Annotated in this window: 18 protein-coding genes; all 18 read left to right on the forward strand. The window is 40.5% G+C overall.

Features of this window, described 5'->3' with window-relative positions; genetic code table 11:
- Positions 1–15 precede the first annotated feature (15 nt).
- Complete coding sequence (topA, locus tag BM398_RS00640) at positions 16–2,130, forward strand: type I DNA topoisomerase (RefSeq protein WP_092335999.1); 2,115 nt, start codon at positions 16–18, stop codon at positions 2,128–2,130.
- Positions 2,131–2,269: 139 nt separating this feature from the next.
- Complete coding sequence (gene codY / locus BM398_RS00645; protein WP_026654729.1) at positions 2,270–3,049, forward strand: GTP-sensing pleiotropic transcriptional regulator CodY; 780 nt, start codon at positions 2,270–2,272, stop codon at positions 3,047–3,049.
- Positions 3,050–3,361: 312 nt separating this feature from the next.
- The gene (gene flgB, locus BM398_RS00650; RefSeq protein ID WP_026666844.1) at positions 3,362–3,757 is read left to right on the forward strand and encodes a flagellar basal body rod protein FlgB; all 396 of its coding nucleotides are present in this window, start codon (positions 3,362–3,364) and stop codon (positions 3,755–3,757) included.
- 45 nt (positions 3,758–3,802) lie between these two features.
- On the forward strand, positions 3,803–4,249 hold the full coding sequence (gene flgC / locus BM398_RS00655) for a flagellar basal body rod protein FlgC (protein WP_026654731.1): 447 nt from the start codon (positions 3,803–3,805) through the stop codon (positions 4,247–4,249).
- Positions 4,250–4,295: 46 nt separating this feature from the next.
- Entirely contained in the window at positions 4,296–4,637 is a 342-nt protein-coding gene (gene fliE / locus BM398_RS00660; protein WP_026654732.1) for a flagellar hook-basal body complex protein FliE, read from the forward strand.
- Between the two features lie 46 nt (positions 4,638–4,683).
- Entirely contained in the window at positions 4,684–6,300 is a 1,617-nt protein-coding gene (locus tag BM398_RS00665; protein ID WP_092336000.1) for a flagellar M-ring protein FliF C-terminal domain-containing protein, read from the forward strand.
- A gap of 14 nt (positions 6,301–6,314) precedes the next feature.
- Entirely contained in the window at positions 6,315–7,340 is a 1,026-nt protein-coding gene (fliG, locus tag BM398_RS00670; RefSeq protein ID WP_175531784.1) for a flagellar motor switch protein FliG, read from the forward strand.
- On the forward strand, positions 7,333–8,208 hold the full coding sequence (locus tag BM398_RS00675; RefSeq protein WP_092336001.1) for a FliH/SctL family protein: 876 nt from the start codon (positions 7,333–7,335) through the stop codon (positions 8,206–8,208). Before fliG ends, BM398_RS00675 begins: the two co-directional genes overlap by 8 nt.
- Positions 8,209–8,264: 56 nt before the next feature.
- Positions 8,265–9,584: a flagellar protein export ATPase FliI gene (gene fliI / locus BM398_RS00680; protein ID WP_442857300.1), complete on the forward strand. Its 1,320-nt coding sequence runs from the start codon at positions 8,265–8,267 to the stop codon at positions 9,582–9,584.
- Positions 9,585–9,602: 18 nt separating this feature from the next.
- Positions 9,603–10,061 carry a flagellar export protein FliJ gene (locus BM398_RS00685; protein WP_026654738.1) on the forward strand — a complete coding sequence of 153 codons (459 nt, stop codon included), beginning with the start codon at positions 9,603–9,605 and terminating at the stop codon, positions 10,059–10,061.
- A gap of 2 nt (positions 10,062–10,063) precedes the next feature.
- Positions 10,064–11,011, forward strand: coding sequence for a magnesium transporter MgtE N-terminal domain-containing protein (locus tag BM398_RS00690; protein ID WP_092336003.1), 948 nt, complete (start codon positions 10,064–10,066; stop codon positions 11,009–11,011).
- Positions 11,012–11,136: 125 nt separating this feature from the next.
- Positions 11,137–12,630, forward strand: a complete 1,494-nt coding sequence (locus BM398_RS00695) for a flagellar hook-length control protein FliK (RefSeq protein WP_092336004.1) — start codon at positions 11,137–11,139, stop codon at positions 12,628–12,630.
- A 21-nt stretch (positions 12,631–12,651) separates the two neighbouring features.
- The gene (locus tag BM398_RS00700) at positions 12,652–13,335 is read left to right on the forward strand and encodes a flagellar hook capping FlgD N-terminal domain-containing protein (RefSeq protein ID WP_092336005.1); all 684 of its coding nucleotides are present in this window, start codon (positions 12,652–12,654) and stop codon (positions 13,333–13,335) included.
- A gap of 24 nt (positions 13,336–13,359) precedes the next feature.
- Positions 13,360–13,785 carry a TIGR02530 family flagellar biosynthesis protein gene (locus BM398_RS00705; RefSeq protein ID WP_026654740.1) on the forward strand — a complete coding sequence of 142 codons (426 nt, stop codon included), beginning with the start codon at positions 13,360–13,362 and terminating at the stop codon, positions 13,783–13,785.
- Between the two features lie 157 nt (positions 13,786–13,942).
- Positions 13,943–17,107, forward strand: coding sequence for a flagellar hook-basal body complex protein (locus BM398_RS00710; protein ID WP_092336006.1), 3,165 nt, complete (start codon positions 13,943–13,945; stop codon positions 17,105–17,107).
- Positions 17,108–17,327: 220 nt separating this feature from the next.
- Positions 17,328–17,741, forward strand: a complete 414-nt coding sequence (locus BM398_RS00715; protein ID WP_092336007.1) for a hypothetical protein — start codon at positions 17,328–17,330, stop codon at positions 17,739–17,741.
- 213 nt (positions 17,742–17,954) lie between these two features.
- Complete coding sequence (locus tag BM398_RS00720; protein WP_092336008.1) at positions 17,955–18,521, forward strand: hypothetical protein; 567 nt, start codon at positions 17,955–17,957, stop codon at positions 18,519–18,521.
- Between the two features lie 113 nt (positions 18,522–18,634).
- Positions 18,635–18,790, forward strand: a complete 156-nt coding sequence (locus tag BM398_RS17045) for a hypothetical protein (RefSeq protein WP_175531785.1) — start codon at positions 18,635–18,637, stop codon at positions 18,788–18,790.
- The last annotated feature ends 17 nt before the right edge of the window (positions 18,791–18,807 follow it).

Here is an 18,807-nt window from a genome sequence, read left to right on the forward strand (position 1 = left end):
GGCATAATTTAAACAATGGCAAGTAGCAAGCGTACAGCGGATAAGAAAAATTCGCTTCTTATTGTTGAGTCACCCACAAAGGTTAAAGCTATAAAGAAGTTTTTGGGCTCAGGATATGAAGTTGCGGCAAGTAACGGTCATGTCAGAGATCTTCCGAGAAGTCAGATGGGGGTAGATATTAATAATGACTTCGAGCCTAAATATATAACCATCAGGGGAAAGGGCGATGTTCTCGCTACTCTCAGAAAGCAGGTCAAGAAGGCCAAGTGCGTATATCTCGCAACTGACCCGGACCGAGAGGGTGAAGCAATTTCATGGCACCTTATCTCGGCTCTTAAATTAAATGAATCAGATGTTAAGATACAGAGAGTGACATTCAATGAGATCACCAAGAATGCCGTCAAGGAAGCAATGAAGCATCCAAGAGACATTGATATGAATCTCGTTGATGCACAGCAGGCAAGAAGAGTGCTTGACCGAATGGTTGGTTACAGCATTTCACCTCTTCTCTGGTCTAAGATAAAAAGAGGCTTAAGTGCCGGAAGAGTGCAGTCTGTTGCGCTCAGGATCATTGCCGACAGGGAAGAAGAAATTGATTCTTTTATCCCCAAGGAATATTGGACACTTGATGTCAATCTCAAGATTAAAGGCGAAAAGAAGCCTATCGTAGCTCATTACTACGGAACAACCGAAGAGAAAAAAGAAATTGAGAGTAAGGCAGACCTTGATGCTATTTGCGCTTCACTTAAGGGCAAGAAGTTCAAGGTTACTGATATAAAGAAGGGCGAGAGAACCAAGAAGGCTCCGCTTCCTTTTACAACATCAACACTTCAGCAGGAAGCTTCCAAATCGCTCAACTTCTCTACACAGAAGACAATGCGTGTTGCGCAGCAGCTTTACGAAGGAATCGACCTTGGCAAAGAGGGTACTGTAGGTCTTATCACATACCTCAGAACAGATTCCACACGTGTATCTGATGAAGCTGTTGCAGCTGCAAATAACTATATCTCCGAGAATTTCGGAGACGAGTATCTTGCTTCGGGAGCAGGTGCTAAGAAGCAGGAAGCTAAGATTCAGGATGCTCACGAAGCAATCAGACCTTCTTATATTGACAGACATCCTGTTACCGTAAAAGAATACCTTTCAAAGGATCAGTTCAGACTCTATCAGCTCATATGGAGAAGATTCATGGCTAGCAGAATGGCTGCCGCTAAATATGAGACAACATCGGTTAAGATAGATGCCGGAGAACACAGGTTTACAATGGCTGCGTCCAAGACTGTATTTGACGGTTTCCTTAACGTGTATACCGATGAGGATGATCAGGTTGAGAAGAATGTTATTTCTTCCAACCTTAATGTAGATTCTGAGCTTACATTTGAGTCATTCGATGAAGACCAGCACTTTACACAGCCGGCTCCTCACTACACAGAGGCTTCTCTTGTTCATGATCTTGAGGCTCTCGGTATCGGAAGACCCAGTACTTACGCGCCTACAATCTCTACGATCATTGCAAGACACTATATTACAAAGGAAAATAAGAGTCTTTACATCACAGAGCTTGGACAGGCTGTAAATAAGATGATGAATGATGCTTTTCCTCAGATTGTTGATGTTAACTTTACTTCCAACATGGAGTCACTCCTTGATGGAATTGCCGACGGAGAAGTTAAGTGGAAGACTGTTATCAGAAACTTCTATCCCGATCTTGATAAGGCTGTTGCCGATGCAGAGAAGGAAATGGAAAAGATTCAGGTTCAGGATGAAGTGACAGATGAGATCTGCGAAGTTTGCGGAAGAAATCTTGTCATCAAGTACGGTCCTCACGGTAAGTTCCTTGCTTGCCCCGGATTCCCCGAGTGCAAGAATACCAAGCCTTACTATGAGAAGATAGGTGTTCAGTGTCCTAAGTGCGGCAAAGATATCGTAATGAAGCGCACAAGAAAGGGACGTATCTTCTACGGATGTATCGACAATCCTGAGTGCGACTTTATGTCCTGGGCAAGACCTGTTGCAACTAAATGTCCTAAGTGCGGAAGCCTTATGGTTGCTAAGAGCAGTAAGTTGGCATGCACAAATACAGACTGCGGATTTGTGTGCAACAAGGACGAACTCGAGAAGAAAAACTGAGTTGATTGAATATTTAGAAAAATTTAGATTTTTTTCATAATTGTAGGCGCTTTATTGTTTGAAGCGCCTATATTTTTATGCTAAGATTACGTTAAGACACCGTGAAAACATTTCTTTTTGATAATAGAAGGAGATTCTTATGAGTAGTGTTCAACTACTGGATAAAACCCGGAAAATCGGAAAACTGCTTCATAACAGTAACTTAGGTAAAGTGGTATTTAATGATATCTGCAGGGTTTTATGTGATATTCTCTCGTCAAACATGTTTGTCATCAGTAAGAAAGGGAAGGTTCTTGGAATCGGAGAGAGTGCCAGCGTTGAATCGTTAAGTGGATTGCTCGTTGACAGCGTAGGCTCTTTTATTGACCCGATGCTCAATGAGAGACTTCTTACCATTCTTTCAACAAAGGAGAATGTCAATCTTGAGACTTTAGGTTTCGAAGGAATTGACAGCAGTAAATTTCAGGCGATTATTACTCCCATAGAGATTGCCGGAGAAAGGCTCGGTACTCTTTTTATCTATAAGACGGATAAACCTTATGATATCGATGATATTATTCTGTGCGAGTACGGAACGACGGTTGTCGGACTTGAAATGCTCCGCGCAGTAAATGAAGAGAATGCGGAAGAGAGCAGAAAGCTTGCGGTTGTAAAATCAGCGATCGGAACATTGTCATTCTCCGAGATGCAGGCAATCATCCATATCTTTGATGAACTTGACGGAATGGAAGGTGTGCTTGTAGCAAGTAAGATCGCGGACAGAGTTGGAATCACAAGAAGCGTTATCGTCAATGCCCTCAGAAAATTTGAGAGTGCCGGCGTTATTGAGTCCAGATCTTCGGGAATGAAAGGAACATATATCAAAGTAATTAACGATGTTGTCTTCAGCGAGATCAAGAAACTAAAACAAGAGATGTAATTGTCCGATATATATAAAGAACAGCATAAAATACGGATAGTATTTGGATGAAGGGATTTATCGAAAGGTAGATTCCTTCTTTTATTTGGATAAAAAATAACATAGAAAAACGTTTGTTTAATATTAATATTAATTTTTATGTTTAATTAAGTTGTGTTTAAAATAAGTTTTCGTACTTCATTTAGTAGTTAATTTTGAAATTAGGCACAATATAAAGTATATTTTACTTGTATTTTAGCTAAAAAAATTCTATTATAAATATAAGTATGATACATAAAGTGTACCCATCTTTATGATTTAAGGAGGAAGAAGATGATCAATAGCAGCGTTTTTGATTATATCAATGTCTTGGATAAGGCTTCTGACGCGTCTTGGACAAGAAATGAGATTATCGCGAACAATATAGCGAATGTAGACACTCCGGGGTACAAGAGACAGGACCTGAATTTTGAGGATGAGCTTGAGAGAGCGCTCGGACATTCAAGATACAGGACCATGGACCAGAAAGTTTCGGATTTAAAGGATAAGCATTTAAAAGCAAGAGTTGTCAACGACTACTCGAATTTCTCTTACAGGACCGACAGAAATAATGTTGACATAGATACTGAGAATGTCACACTTGCAGCTAATCAGATTAAATATCAGGGACTTATGGCAGGACTTAATTCTGAGTTCAAGAATCTTCTTGCTGTTACTAAGTCTTCGTAATCATTCATACATTATTTTTTATTTATTTCATAGGAGGTAACCGGTATGAGTATTTTCGATTCTTTCAACATCAACTCATCAGGAATGACGGCTCAGAGATTCAGAATGGACATTATCTCTGAAAACATTGCCAACGCAAATACAACAAGAACACAGGATGGAACTCCTTATGTCAGAAAGGTAGTTACATTTGCAGAGAAAGGTTCACAGACTCCTTTTTCAAGGATATTGAACGAAAGACTTGACCACTATTCGGGAAGAGGTGTCAAGGTTACTAAGGTTCAGGATGACACATGGACACAGATGAATATTGTCTACGATCCTTCACATCCCGATGCCGATGAAAATGGATATGTGACTTATCCCAATGTCAATACGGTTACAGAGATGACAAACCTTATTGATGCAAGCAGATCTTACGAAGCAAATGCTACAGCTTTCAATGCAAGCAAGAATCTTGCTACCAGAGGTCTTGAGATAGGAAACGGCTGATACGGTATGGTATAAACTGAACCGTTAATTTTGGAGGTAGTATTTAATGGCTTCACTTGATATATCACAACTTAGGAATGTAACTTCACAGGCAATCAAGAATGCAGAGAAGACAAACAGCAGAGTCTATAACGTTTTGGGGAACAATGATGACTCGGCAAACTCTTTTTCTTCGATCTTTGATCAGGCTGTGCAGAACATAAATACAACAAATGCATATCTTTCAGATGCCGAGAACGAAGAGATAAGATGGGCTCTTGGCAAGACTGACAATACGCATGACCTTACCATCGCGCTTCAGAAGGCTCAGACAGCGCTTCAGTATACGATCGCTGTGCGCGACAAGGCCCTGGCTGCATACAGAGAGCTGACACAAATGCAGATCTGATCGCTCATTTTTTATAGTTTTTTAGTTTTTTTGGGAGGGAGAATAAATGGCTGACAGGTTTAAAGAGCTGTGGCAGAAAATTCTCGATTGGTGGAACAAGTTTACAGCGAAACAGAAAACGCTGGTTGTTGGAGCGGGGACAGTAGTTCTTCTCACACTTATCATCTTGTTATCTGCTTTGAATCAGCCTCAATATGTTCTTTTGGCGAGTGCCAATTCTACAAAAGAGGCATCGGAGATCAAGGACCTTTTGGACTCAAACGCCATCAACTACAAGATGTCTGATGACGGTCTTGACTTTAAGGTTCTCAAAAAAGATCAGGCTAATGCCAATCTTCTTTTAGGTGCTAATGATATACAATCATACGCATACAGTATCGACAACGTAACTAACGGAAGTTTTTCCACGACAGAATCAGACAAGCAAAAAAAGTATGTGGTTTATCTGGAGAAACAGCTGGAGTCTGACTTCATCCAGAATTTTACAACAATTGACGCTGCGCATGTTCAGTTGCATATACCGGACAATGACGGAACCCTTATCGGAAACAAGGAAGAATCTTCCGCAACCATTATGCTTGAGATTGCAGAGGGAGCGGAGTTTACCGAGGATAACGCTGCATTTCTTGCAAAAGCGGTAGCGAAGGCTCTCGGCAATTCGGATACGAAGAATATTGTAATCGTAGACAACCAAAGTAATCTTCTTTTTTCGGGAGATGAAGATTCTACCGTTACAGGACTTGCAAGCACTCAGCTTTCGCTTAAGTCCAAGGCTGAACAGATTGTAAAAAACGAAGTCAAAAAAGTTATACTTGGAACCAAGTTGTATGACGCAGTCGAGGTTGCAAGTAATCTTGATATGGATTTTTCTCATGAAGAGGTTGTTCAGCATGACTATACACCGGCTGAAGATCAGACTCAGGGCGTGCTCAGTCATGAGGATATCTATACTGCAGAAAACGTAAACGGCATCAGTGGCATACCGGGAACGGACACAAATGCCGATGATGAGACTACATACGTAACTCAGGACAATAATAATTCAAGTTCAAATATCAACGAGGAGTCGAGAGATTATCTTCCGAATGAGAAGATAACGACAACGACAAATCAGCCCGGTGCTGTAAAATACGCATCTTCTTCGATATCCGTTACAGCGATCAACTACGTTGTTATGAATGAGGAAGATTATAACAGCGCAGATCATGAAAATCTTACATGGGCTGAATTTAAGGCACAGAACAAAACTCCTTCAACAGAGGAAGTTCCCGAAAACATCGTGAATGTTGTTTCCAAGGCTACGGGAATTCCTGCTGAGAATGTTGCTATAGTGGCATCTACGGAGTACATGTTTTTTGATAAGACAGGATCTTCGATAACGCTTTCGGACATCCTTCAGATAGTTCTTATCCTTGTGATCTTGGGACTTCTTGCATTTATTATCATAAGGAGTATGTGGACGACCAAGAAGACGGAGGAAGTGGAAGAACCCGAGCCTTTGTCTGTTGAATCACTTCTTGAGTCACAGCCCGAGGAACTTCTCGAAGATATTGAGATGGATACGGGATCTGAGACAAAGAGACTTATCGAGAAATTCGTTGACGAGAATCCCGAAGCGGCCGCAACGCTTCTTCGAAACTGGTTAAACGAAGACTATACATGATGGGGTGAAATAATATGGATATAGGGTCAAATCCTTTAACTTCGGATTTTACCGGCACACAAAAAGCGGCGATTCTCCTTATTGCACTGGGACCGGAGAAATCATCCGCCATATTTAAGCATCTGAAAGAGGAAGAAATCGAGGAACTTACCCTCGAGATCGCCAATACAAGAAGCGTTACTTCGCAGATCAAGGAAGCGATTCTTGAAGAATTCTACGGAGTCTGTCTTGCTCAGCAGTATATTGCAGAAGGTGGTATCAATTATGCTAAGGAGCTTCTTGAAAAAGCTCTCGGTGAAGATAAGGCTCTTGATGTTATCAGCAAACTTACGGCTTCACTTCAGGTTAAGCCCTTTGAGTTTATCAGAAAGACAGAACCTTCTCAGATACTTACATTCATTCAGGACGAGCATCCGCAGACAATCGCACTTATCTTGTCATATATGTCACCGGCTCAGAGTGCGATGGTTTTGTCGGCTCTTCCGCCTGACAGACAGGCTGATGTTGCAAAACGTATTGCAGCCATGGACAGAACAAGTCCGGATACCATAAAGGAAGTGGAAAAAGTGCTTGAATCAAAGCTTTCTTCTCTTGTAAACCAGGATTACACGATCATCGGCGGCGTAGACGCTGTTGTAGATATCCTGAATACGGTAGACAGAGCTACAGAAAAGCATATCATGGAGACTCTCGAGATCGAAGAGCCCGAACTTGCGGACGAGATCAGAAAGAAGATGTTCGTGTTCGAGGACGTTCTTCTTTTGGACGACAGATCGATTCAGAGAGTGTTGCGTGAAGTTGAGAACAGCGATCTTGCTCTTGCATGTAAAGGTGCTACAGAGCAGGTTCAGAATGCTATTTTCAACAACCTTTCAAAGCGTCTTGCAGCTATGATCCGCGAGGATATGGATTTCATGGGACCTGTTCGTATGAAGGATGTTGAAGAGGCTCAGCAGAAGATTGTTAACGTCATCAGAAAGCTTGAGGATTCCGGTGAAATTGTAATCTCCAGAGGCGGAGGTGATGAGCTAATTGTCTAATCTTTTTAAAGCCGGCTTTGTGAGTTTTGATCAGAGCGATGCAAGAATAATAGATAATAACGATCTTTCAAACAGAAAGATCGAGGCATATCAGGAAAGAGAACTTAAGCGTCAGAGAACCAGAATGATGCAGGAGGAAGGCTACGAAGAGGGCGAGAGCGTTGAAGATTTTGTTCCGGGGATAGGACTTGAACAGATTGATCAGCTTACTCAGGACCAGAATATGCTGGGATCCTTTCCGGACCCTCAGTTTGATATGGAAGCCATGCAGGCTGAGATAGACCTTAAACTCCAGCAGGCTCAGGAACAGGCCGAGATGATCATAAATGATGCACAGCAACAGGCTGAGAACATCAGAAATCAGGCTATGGATCAGGGAAGACAGGAAGGGTATGACGCCGGATATCAGGAAGGCCTTGCTGCTGTTGAGCAGATAAAACAGGAAACTCTTCAGAAGCAGGAAGAACTTGATAAAGAGTATCAGCAGATTGTCGATGAGCTTGAACCCGAGATGGTTGATGTGCTGACTCAAATTTATGAGCATGTATTTGGTGTAGACATGAGGGAAGATAAGGGAATAATCCTTCATCTTCTTAAGAATACGCTTTCCAGAATCGAGCCCGGTAACGACCTTATCGTGCATATTTCTCCCGATGATTACGACGATGTCATGGATGAAAAAGATTCTATTGACGCATGTATTTCTTCTCCGAGTACGACGATGGAGATTATCGAAGATCCGCTTCTTAAGAAAAATGAATGCATGATAGAATCGGATAGCGGTGTTTTTGATTGTAGTCTCGGAGTTGAGCTTTCTGAGCTCACAAGGAAACTCAGACTTCTTTCTTTTGACAGAAAGAAAAGATAAAGAGTAGGTTATAAATTATGCTCACATCTTCAATTGATATATCTAAATACAAGAAAATGCAAAATGCTCCTTATTATCGCATGAGGGGCAAGGTTGTCAATGTTATCGGTCTTACTATCGAATCGGCGGGACCCGATGCGAAACTCGGCGATATCTGCCTTATTTACCCAAAGAAAAAAGATAGCGAATCTACGATTAACATTGATGCTAAGCCTGCGATGGCTGAAGTTGTGGGATTTAAGGACAATCACGTTCAGCTTATGCCTTATGAGAATGTAAGCGGCATAGGAAACGGAAGTATCGTTGAGAATACGGACTCACCGCTCAGGGTAAATGTGGGCGAAGGGCTTCTCGGAAAGACGCTTGACGGGCTTGGAAGGATTGACGGTATTTCTTACGGACATGGAACTGCACTTGAAGGCGGAGTTGCATATTCGGTTGAGAATGAACCGCCGGATCCCATGACAAGAGACCCGATTTCGGATGTTCTTTCGCTTGGCGTTAAGGCGGTTGACGGCCTTCTGACAGTCGGAAAAGGACAGAGAATCGGAATTTTTGCGGGTTCAGGTGTTGGTAAGAGTACACTCCTTGGTATGTTTGCGAGAAATACCCAGGCGGATATAAATGTTATCGCGCTTATCGGAGAGCGTGGCAGGGAGGTTAGAGAGTTCATCGAAAGAGATATGGGTGAAGAAGGTATGAAGCGCTCGATTGTTGTCTGTGCTACTTCCGACAGACCCGCTCTTGAGAGACTTAAGGCAGCCAAGACGGCTACTTCGATAGCTGAATATTTTAGGGATAAAGGTAAGGATGTCCTTCTCATGATGGATTCTCTTACCCGTTTTTCAATGGCTCAGAGAGAAATAGGACTTGCGAGCGGCGAACCGCCTGTTTCAAGGGGGTATCCGCCCAGTGTATATGCTGAGATGCCAAAGCTTCTTGAGAGAGCCGGAAAGTCAAAGAAAGGCTCGATAACGGGTCTTTATACCGTTCTTGTAGACGGTGATGACATGAACGAACCTATAACGGATACCGCGAGAGGTATTCTGGACGGGCATATAGTGCTCAACAGAAAACTTGCCCAGAAAAATCATTATCCGGCGATAGATGTTCTTGCGAGTATTTCAAGATGTATGTCTGCAATCGCTGATCCGGAGCACAAGAAGGCTGCGGGAAAGCTTAAAAATGTCCTTGCCACCTATAATGACGCCGAGGATCTTATAAATATCGGCGCGTACAGAATGGGTGCAAACAAGAACATAGACTATGCGATATCCAAGATTGAGATGGTAAATGAATTTCTTTTACAGGAGACTGATGAGAAATTCTCGTTTGAAGAGATCAGGAATCAACTTATCAATATGTTCAGATTTTGATAAATCGGCGGTTTTATTATGGCAAGATTTGTCTATAAGATGCAGAGCATCCTGAATATCAAGGAAAAGACCGAAGGGCAGGTGAAGATGGAATTTGCCGCAGCCCAGGCGGAGCTTAACAAGCAGTACGATATTCTGGATGAGTATGTAAAAAGAAAAGAGAATTACCTTATCGAAGCTGAGGAGCTTAGAAACGAAGCGAGCCTGAGACTTCAGGACATATTGGATAACCAGTATGCCACTGCTCAGATGGATGTTATGATAGCTTCCCAGTCGAGGGTAATTAAGGAATATGAAGCTGAGGTCGAAAAAGTCAGAGTAAAGCTTACAAGAGCCATTCAGGAGAGAAAAATGCAGGAGACCCTTCGTGACAGGGCTTATGCGGAGTATCTCGAGGAAGAAAAGCAGGAAGAAGCCAAAGAGAACGACCAGAGAAGTAGTTTCACATACGGACAGAGACAACAGGAGAAGAAGTAAATATGGCTGATCTGGAAATGCCGATGTCCCCTTTTGAGGATCAGAAGGCGGCGAAGGCAAAGCTAAAAGCTGACAAATTAGAATATAGGAAAAAACTTAAAGAACAGAGAAAAGCTGATAAGGAAAAGCTGCATGAGTTTGCCGAGAGATCGGCGGAACTTAGCGGAGACGATGCGGGCGGATTTGCCACCATCGTTATCACTTTTTTCATTGTTCTTATTTGGCTTGCTATAATGGCACTTCTTATAAAGTTCAACGTAGGAAATTTTGGATCCGATATCATGGCTCCGCTCATTAAGGATATTCCTGTAATTAATGCTATTTTGCCCAAGGAAGCAAGAAATGATGCGGATGCAAAGATTGATGAGCCGATTGACTTCAGTACAGAAGGAAGTGAAGCCGGCGGTATTCAGACTATCGATGAAGCCAATGCATATATAAAGAGGCTTGAGAAGGCTCTACAGGATGAAATGAACCAGAACAGCAGCTATGCGTCCACGATAGACAGGCTTGAAGCGGAAGTTAAAAGACTTGAGCCCTTCGAACAGCAGCAAAAAGAGTTCTATGAAGAGAGAGCGGCTTTTTACAACAGTATTGTCTATAACGACAATGCGCCGGATCCTGAAGAGTATGCCAAGTATTTTGAACAGATTGATCCTGATACCGCTGAGAAAATCTATGAGAAGATCAAGCGTGATGAAGGCGAAGAAGCTGCCATTAAGGCTTTTGCTACGACATATTCGGGAATGAAGGCTAAGCAGGCTGCCAAGATCTTTGATGAGATGGTTAATGAAAATCAGATCGAACTTGTTTCAAAGATTCTGGCTCAGATGAGCGTAGAAAACCGCGGAGATATTCTTGCCCAGATGAAGGAAGAAAATGCCGCAAAACTCACTCAGCTGTTGGAACCCAATGCGCTCAAGAACAAGTCAACCAAAGTTACGGGATGATTTCCAAAAAAATCTTTTGAATTATGTATAAAGGTTTAAGATATTAAGCCGATATAATGTATGAGATGCCATGGTCTCTTTATGGGATCATGTATTTCGGAAATTAAATACATAAGGAGGAAGCTATGAGCAGTGCGGCAAACCCAATTAGTGCAGCCATGAACATTATGGCGACCGGCACTGCAGCCTCAAATGTTTCAGTCGTAACAATGTCTGAAGGATATAGCGCAAATGCTTCAATGAGCTTTGGCACTATTTTGAATCAGGCAAACGATGCGGTTACTCAGCTTAATTCTGTAAATACAGCAAAAGATGTGACTGTGTCGAAGGAAAAGACAGACTTAAATGTATCGGTGCAGAAGGAAACTGCAAATGTCGCTACAACGGATGTAACAAGCGACAACACGGGCACAGAAAATAAGCTCGTTGATACAGACAACAAAGTGGTTGCGGAAGAAACAAATGGCAAGGAAGCCGGCGAAGAGCTGCAGGATGCCATTGCAGAAGAAGGCAAAAAGCTGATCACCAGGATTGCAGAAGAGCTTGACGTATCTGAGGAAGATATCGTGAATGCTATGCAAGCACTTGGAATCACGGCGGCGGACCTGTTTAAACCTGAAAATCTTATACAGCTTATTTCTACTGTAGGAGGACAGGAACAGGCGGTAAATCTTATCACAGACTCAGACCTCTATACATCATTGCAGGACCTCATGGAGGATGCGGATGGTATGAGAAGCGAACTTATGAATGAGTTTGGCTTAACTGAGGAAGATTTTGAAACCGTTGTCAGCAACATGCATGAGGAATTTTCTCAAGTGACGGAAAAAGATGCACAGCCTAAGGCAGAAGCAGAGCCTTTGATCGAAATTAACGATCTTAGACCTGAAAAAGCAGTAAGGGAACCTATGGATAAGGAAATCCACAAGGATGTTCAAAAAGAGGTTTCTGTAGACAGAGCTGATGTATTCAAGGATGAATTCAAACCCGTTGAAAATTCCAACAACACAACAAAAAACAACAATCAGTCAGGAAACTACGATCACGGATCACAGGGAACAACCGTATTTAATCAATTCCTTAACGGAGTTACGGATGCGATAAACGGTTCGACGGCAGCTGAAGAGATGCTTGCATATACCGACAGGGCTCAGATGGAGAACATCGTGAGACAGATCACGGAAAAGATAACAGTTTCTGCAAGCGAAGATGTGACCAAGTTGGAACTTCAGCTTCACCCGGCAAGTCTCGGTAATGTAAATATCCTTCTTACAAGCGGTAAGGACGGTATTATTGCAAGATTCACGGCACAGAACGAGATTGTAAAAGAAGCGGTTGAAAGCCAGATGATCCAGCTTCAGCAGAAATTTGAAGCACAGGGCATTAAAGTTAATTCCATAGAAGTTACCGTTTCCAGCCATGCATTTGAAGAGAATCTTCAGCAGCAGGGCGGAAGCGAAGGAAATAACGAACAGGCTTCAAAGGGCAGAAAAGGACTTCGCAGAATCAATCTGATGGATGCAGATGATATTGCAAGTGAAACGGATATGGACGAAGCCGAGAGATTATCGGCACAGATGATGGCTATGAGCGGAAACACTGTTGATTTCAGTGCGTAAGCCGGCCGGAAAGAGGTTATTATGGCAGATGTAAGTTCTGTTACTGCAATAGTTAAAGACGGCAAGATTGAGAACGCTTCAAACAAAACCGAGTCGAAAGAAAAAAATACACAGGCTAAGGGCTACGACAAGGATTCTTTTCTTAAGATCCTTGTCGCACAGATGAAATATCAGGATCCCATGGAGCCTACTTCAAATACCGAGTACATTTCACAGTACGCTACATTCACTCAGGTTGAGCAGATGAATAACATGGCTAACGCCATGAGCCTTTCAAGAGCATCTGAGATGGTTGGAAAGACTGTTACAATAACTCAGACCAATCCTGAAACCGGAACTAAATCCGAGGTTCAGGGTGTTGTAGACTTTGTTACCTACAGCGGAAATAAGGCATTTCTTAACATTAACGGAACTAACTATAATGTTGACGATGTTACTCAGATACTTGGTGAAGACTATGAGAATGCACTTAATACAGTGAAGGATTTCCAGGAGAATATTGATAAGCTTCCTGATAATATTTCGCTTGTGACTCTTGAGGAGCACGAAAAGACAATCGATTCTATGTATGACTATTACATGAACATGGATGAAAAAGCGAAAAGGCTTATGGATAAAGACTATGTAACTTCGCTTCTTCAGTATGTAAATAGAATTGATGATCTTAATAATAGTGAACATCGAACATTTAATAAAGATAAGTAAACAAATGCATAGGAGGTATAAGCTATGACAATGGATGGTCGTCAGTTTATGTCCATCGGGCAGGTGCAGGACCAATATTTAAACGGTACTGTACCAAAAACGGATAAGAACAAACAAAATATTCCAACAGGTGAAAATTCTTTTGCATCTGTTCTAAACAAAATCCAAGAGTCTGCCGATAATAATATCAGCACGGAGAATCTTAGATTTTCTAAGCATGCTGTAAACAGACTCAGCGACAGAAACATTGAGCTTTCTGAGGAACAGATGCAGAGACTTAACCGTGGAAAAGCTGAGGCCGGTGAAAAGGGAATCAAAGAGTCACTTATTCTGGTTGACCAGCTTGCTTTTATAGTGAACGTTCCCAATAACATGGTCGTTACAGCCATGGATCAGACAGAAAACAAAAACAATGTTTTCACAAACATAGACGGTGCAGTGATCGTATGATTGGACCGAAGCGGCAGACAGGCCCGAAGTGCCTTGCCGTCAGGAAATCTTAACTTCCCGACCGACAGAAGGAAGTTCTTTGACGAAAATCACGACGCATCCGTCCAAAATCAATCTATTTAATTTATTTCTTTTTTATGATGGAGGACTTTGCCTTATGATGAGAGCTCTTTACTCCGGTGTTGCCGGACTTAAGACACACCAGACCAAAATGGACGTTATCGGTAACAACATCGCTAACGTTAACACAACTTCTTACAAATCTCAGTCAATCACATTCTCTGATCTTATGTATCAGACAACACAGACAGCTTCAGGAGCAACAGAGACAAAGGGGGGTATCAACCCTCGTCAGATCGGTCTTGGTGCTAAGTCGGGGGCTATCAATACAGCAATCACATCTCAGGGAACAACACAGACAACAAACAACCCTTTTGATATTATGATAAATGGTGATGCTTTCTTCGTTGTTAATAACGGAGTTGAGAATCTCTATACAAGAGATGGATCTTTCTATGTTGACGGTGCAGGTAACCTTGCAATGCAGTCAAACGGATATCTCGTTCAGGGATGGGCTGCAAAAGAAGACAGAGAGACCGGTGAAATTACAGTAAATAGGAATGGCGGACTTTCAAGTCTTCAGATCATGAGTCCCGCTAACTTTACATATGCACCTGCTTCAACTACAGCTGCTGTTTTCCAGGGAAATATTGATGACAATGATTCAAATGTAAATTCAGCAGACGGAAAGACAATTACACTTGAGTTCTATGACAATAAGGGATATCTGTATACAGGAAAGTTTACACTTAAGAATACAGATGATCCGGATCTCTTTGCATTGTCACTTACAGATATTATTGATTCCAACGGAAAAACAATAAATGATAACAAAGATAAAGTGGATCTTATGAGCCAGATTACATTCGGTAATGTTTCCGGTAACAGCAGAACTATAAAAAATGATGCTCTTCGCGGATTCTCTATCGAGGCAACTACAGATTCAAACTTTATCAATATTATTAAAAGTGATGGGGACGTCAAGTATCCAAGTGTAAGCGCAACAGGAAATCTTATTGATCTTTATAATAATGGGCTTCTTGAAAGTGCATATGGACTTAGCAGAACTTCACTTGAGAATAGATATACCAAAGAGGGCTTTGCGAATGCAACATATCAGATTGGTGCAAATGGTGTTCTTTCAGTAACATATCCCACAGTAGATGTTGCGGAAGGTATATATTCAGGTGATTTTGATAATAATAAGATAGATTTTACAACACCGAACAGTGATAATTATTTTATAAATGAACAAACACAGGAAGCTTACAAAGTTCCTGATGAGAATTTGAAGGATAATGTTCAGAGAATTTCAGGATTGCTCAAAGATGTATTCGGAAAGACTGATTTGAGTAGCTATAGTGGCTTTAAATATGCAGGCGGTAATCTTTCGTTATATGAGAAGTTCACATATCTTAAGGATGAAACTGTTTTGACAGAGTCATTCGAAGATAAAGGAAAAGTTTCACCCAACCTGGTTTCAAGAGATTTCGGGCAGTTCACCGGACTTACTGACGCAATAACTGACTATATTAACGGTGGCGGATCTTACGATAAGCTTAAATATACATATAAATCTGACGGAACACTTACAATTACTCAGAGCGTAAATGTCGATAAAGAAAAAGAAATAGATACTCGAAATACACAATTTGGCCAGCTTGATGAAGACAAAAAAACTGCATTTAAAAATGCAATTGAAAATATGCTTGCTAAGTTTGATGGGGCAAATTATAGCTTTGGCTCCCAGTATTCAAGTGAGATTGGTTATGAAGTTATTGAAGAAATTGCAGGTTCAACTGCAGATTTAGCAAACGAAAAAGGAAGAACATTTACTGATGATGAGATTAAAGCTGCGCAAGCAATTAAGAGTGTAATTGATACTCAATATGGCGAAATTGATACTAATGATAAAGCTAAAGCTAAACCAGACTCATTTAAATTGGTTGATATAAGTGGCGATGGCGGACTTATCGTAAAATATACTTCAGCAGAAACAGTAGACAGAAATTTCCCTAATGCCGATTCAAACAGAAATACTAATTATAAGCGCAGCGCAAAAGAAGTTCTTTCTGCCAATGATTATAAAAACGGCTATACGATTAACGGATCTGCACCTGCATATGTATTTAAGAACAGAGATGACTACGGAAAGTCATATTATGTTGCCAATGATTTGCTTTCAAGAGCGTTTAAAGGAAACAATCAGGATGTTATTGATTTTATAAAGAATGTATTCCCTGATGATACACAGAATATGACATTTGATTCTAATGCAGAATATAAAATGAGTATTTCACAAAAAGGTGAGCTTACGCTCAGTCATGATGTGAAAGATTCAACAAATTTCCCGGTTCAGACAGCTGCGACAGGATTTAAGGCAGAGAGAAATGATGATGGAACATATAAGTATACATCAACATCAGCATATAAGAACGTACCTGTAAAGGGGAAAATTTCAGATCTTCTTTCTGTATCGGAGGATAGCCCTCAGAAAGAGCTTCTTTCTAAAGTATACGGAATCAGTGATGAAGCCGCAGATGCATACGGACTTGACGGTACATATGAGATTATCACAGCAGAGGGTACTGACAAAGGTAAGATTAACCTTACAATAGGTAACCGTACAATCCAGATTGCATTTGATCCTGCGACCGGAGCAATTGTTTCGGCAGATGGAAATTCATTGGACAAGAAAGCTAATATTACATTTGGACTTAACGGACAGGCTACAGCAGGATTGGAAGCTTTTGGATTCCAGGCTTCTCCTACAAATGCAGCTGAACTTGAGAGAAATCATACAATTTCTGTTGATTTTTCGACTCTTTCAAACTATCGCTCGAATAATGCTTCAACAATCACAGCTTCTAAAGGTGATATGAAATCGCTTAATACAGGGCGTGCGGTTGGTGAAATGAACGGTGTAAATGTAAGTGACAACGGCATGATTTATGCAAACTATTCAAACGGGCAGACAAAACTTTTGGGACAGATTGCATCTGCAGAGTTTGCTAATGCTTCAGGTCTTTCAAAACAGGGTGATAACCTTTATGCATCAACACTTAACTCAGGTGATGCTACTATTCAGGACATCACAACTGACGGTGGTTATATGCGAACTGGCGTATTGGAAATGTCTAATGTTGATCTCTCGTCACAGTTTACTGAGATGATCACAACACAGCGTGGATTCCAGGCTAACAGCCGTATCATAACAGTTTCTGATACACTTCTCGAGGAACTTACAAACCTTAAGAGATAATTATTTGTAATAAGAGTATATAGTCATAAGGTGAGCGCTCACATCTTGTCGGAGATGTGAGCGCTATATTATTGATTGCATTTAAAATGAATCTAATAGTTTAATTATCGTGAAAATATCAAAAAAAGAATAAAAATATCTGTTTTTTTATTGAATTGCACAACAATATACTGTATAATTATGCACTGTAACTAAATAAATTAAACTTGGAGGAAAAGAAATGAAGAAAGTAAAAATGCTGTTTTTGTTATCTTTTGTTTGTTTAATGTTTTTTGTTGCGGTTCCTGTTGATGCACATGCTGCTCCAGCGCCACCTTTGAGGTCGGTTACTATTACTGATGTTACAGCGGATGATAATGATGTTGTACATATTGAGGTGGTAGAAATTGGAACAAGCAAAACTAGGTATGTATATTGCGATAATACCTTGCTTAAAGAGAATATAAGAGAAATGCAGATGCTTGATTTAAATGGGGATGGATTAATTGATGGATACGTGAGATATTTTACAACTAGATATAGGGTTGATGATATTGTTCCAGGATTTAATCTTAATGTTAGGGCGGAATTTACTAATGAGTCGCGCCCTTGGAATGTGATTAGTACATCTAGAAGATTTGTGTTTGATTTTTAAATGAGTTTTAATAATTATTTTTGAGGATTTACCAGTGTTTTAGGGTCTGCCATAGGCGGACCCTATTTTAATAGGCGCTTTGAAAGGGCGAGAGACAGATTTAAAAGATTTAAAAAATGTTTTTTGTGACTTAAGAAAAAATATATGTTGGCCGATAATATTATAAAGGGATTATAAAAAGAGATGGAGCTCAAGAATTATGGAGGATATTACATGTCACTATTAATTAGTTCTAGTCTTTATGATCCGTATATTCAAAATAATAATGATGGTGCTTTAAAAAAAGAGACGGTAAAATGCTGTAATAGAGCTACGTCCATAGGGGATGTTGATGAGCATTCTCAATCTTCTTTGAATACTGGAGAAAAGCTTGGGGTAACATCGTTTGGGGATAAGATGTATGTTGCGACGTATGCTGATTGTTCTACTGAAGAAGAACCAGTTGTAAAAGTTGGTCAGTATGAAGTGAGAATAAATGATGTAAATCCTAATAATGCTACTAAACTTGAATTATTTGCATTGATGTCTTATCTTGATAAAAATGGTGCATTGAATAATAGAGGTATTAGTTCTTATAGTAAGATAAAAGCTTTTTCTTATCAAGCAGAGGCGAATGGTTATTGTTCAGGTTTGGATGATATAGAAAAGATTTTTTCACAAAAACGAGATTGGATTTCTATTCTTAATAATGCTAAAGAAACGTTTTTGGGAAATTCAGAAACATATCATCAAGCATTGGAAATTGATAAAATGATTTTTTCTCTTTCGTGTAAATGGTAAGATAATATCTGTAAGGTAATGGAGGGTGTGAAGCAGATATATTTATCTGGCGCGTGCTTTTTCTGAATATAGAAATATTTTACCGTTTATAATATAAAAGGAGTAAGGGGGGCATGAAAAATAGAAATGAAGAAGAAATTTTAAAAAAAGAATTTGATTTTAGCAAAACTGTAAAGAATCCTTATGCTGAAAAGTCAACCATAAATGCACTAGAAAAAGATATTGATTGTACAGATCATAATAAAAAGCTTGAGATTAAATGGAAATAAAGGAATCGCCCACAACT

Source organism: Butyrivibrio sp. M55, from assembly GCF_900116865.1.
Taxonomy (GTDB): Bacteria; Bacillota; Clostridia; order Lachnospirales; family Lachnospiraceae; genus Butyrivibrio.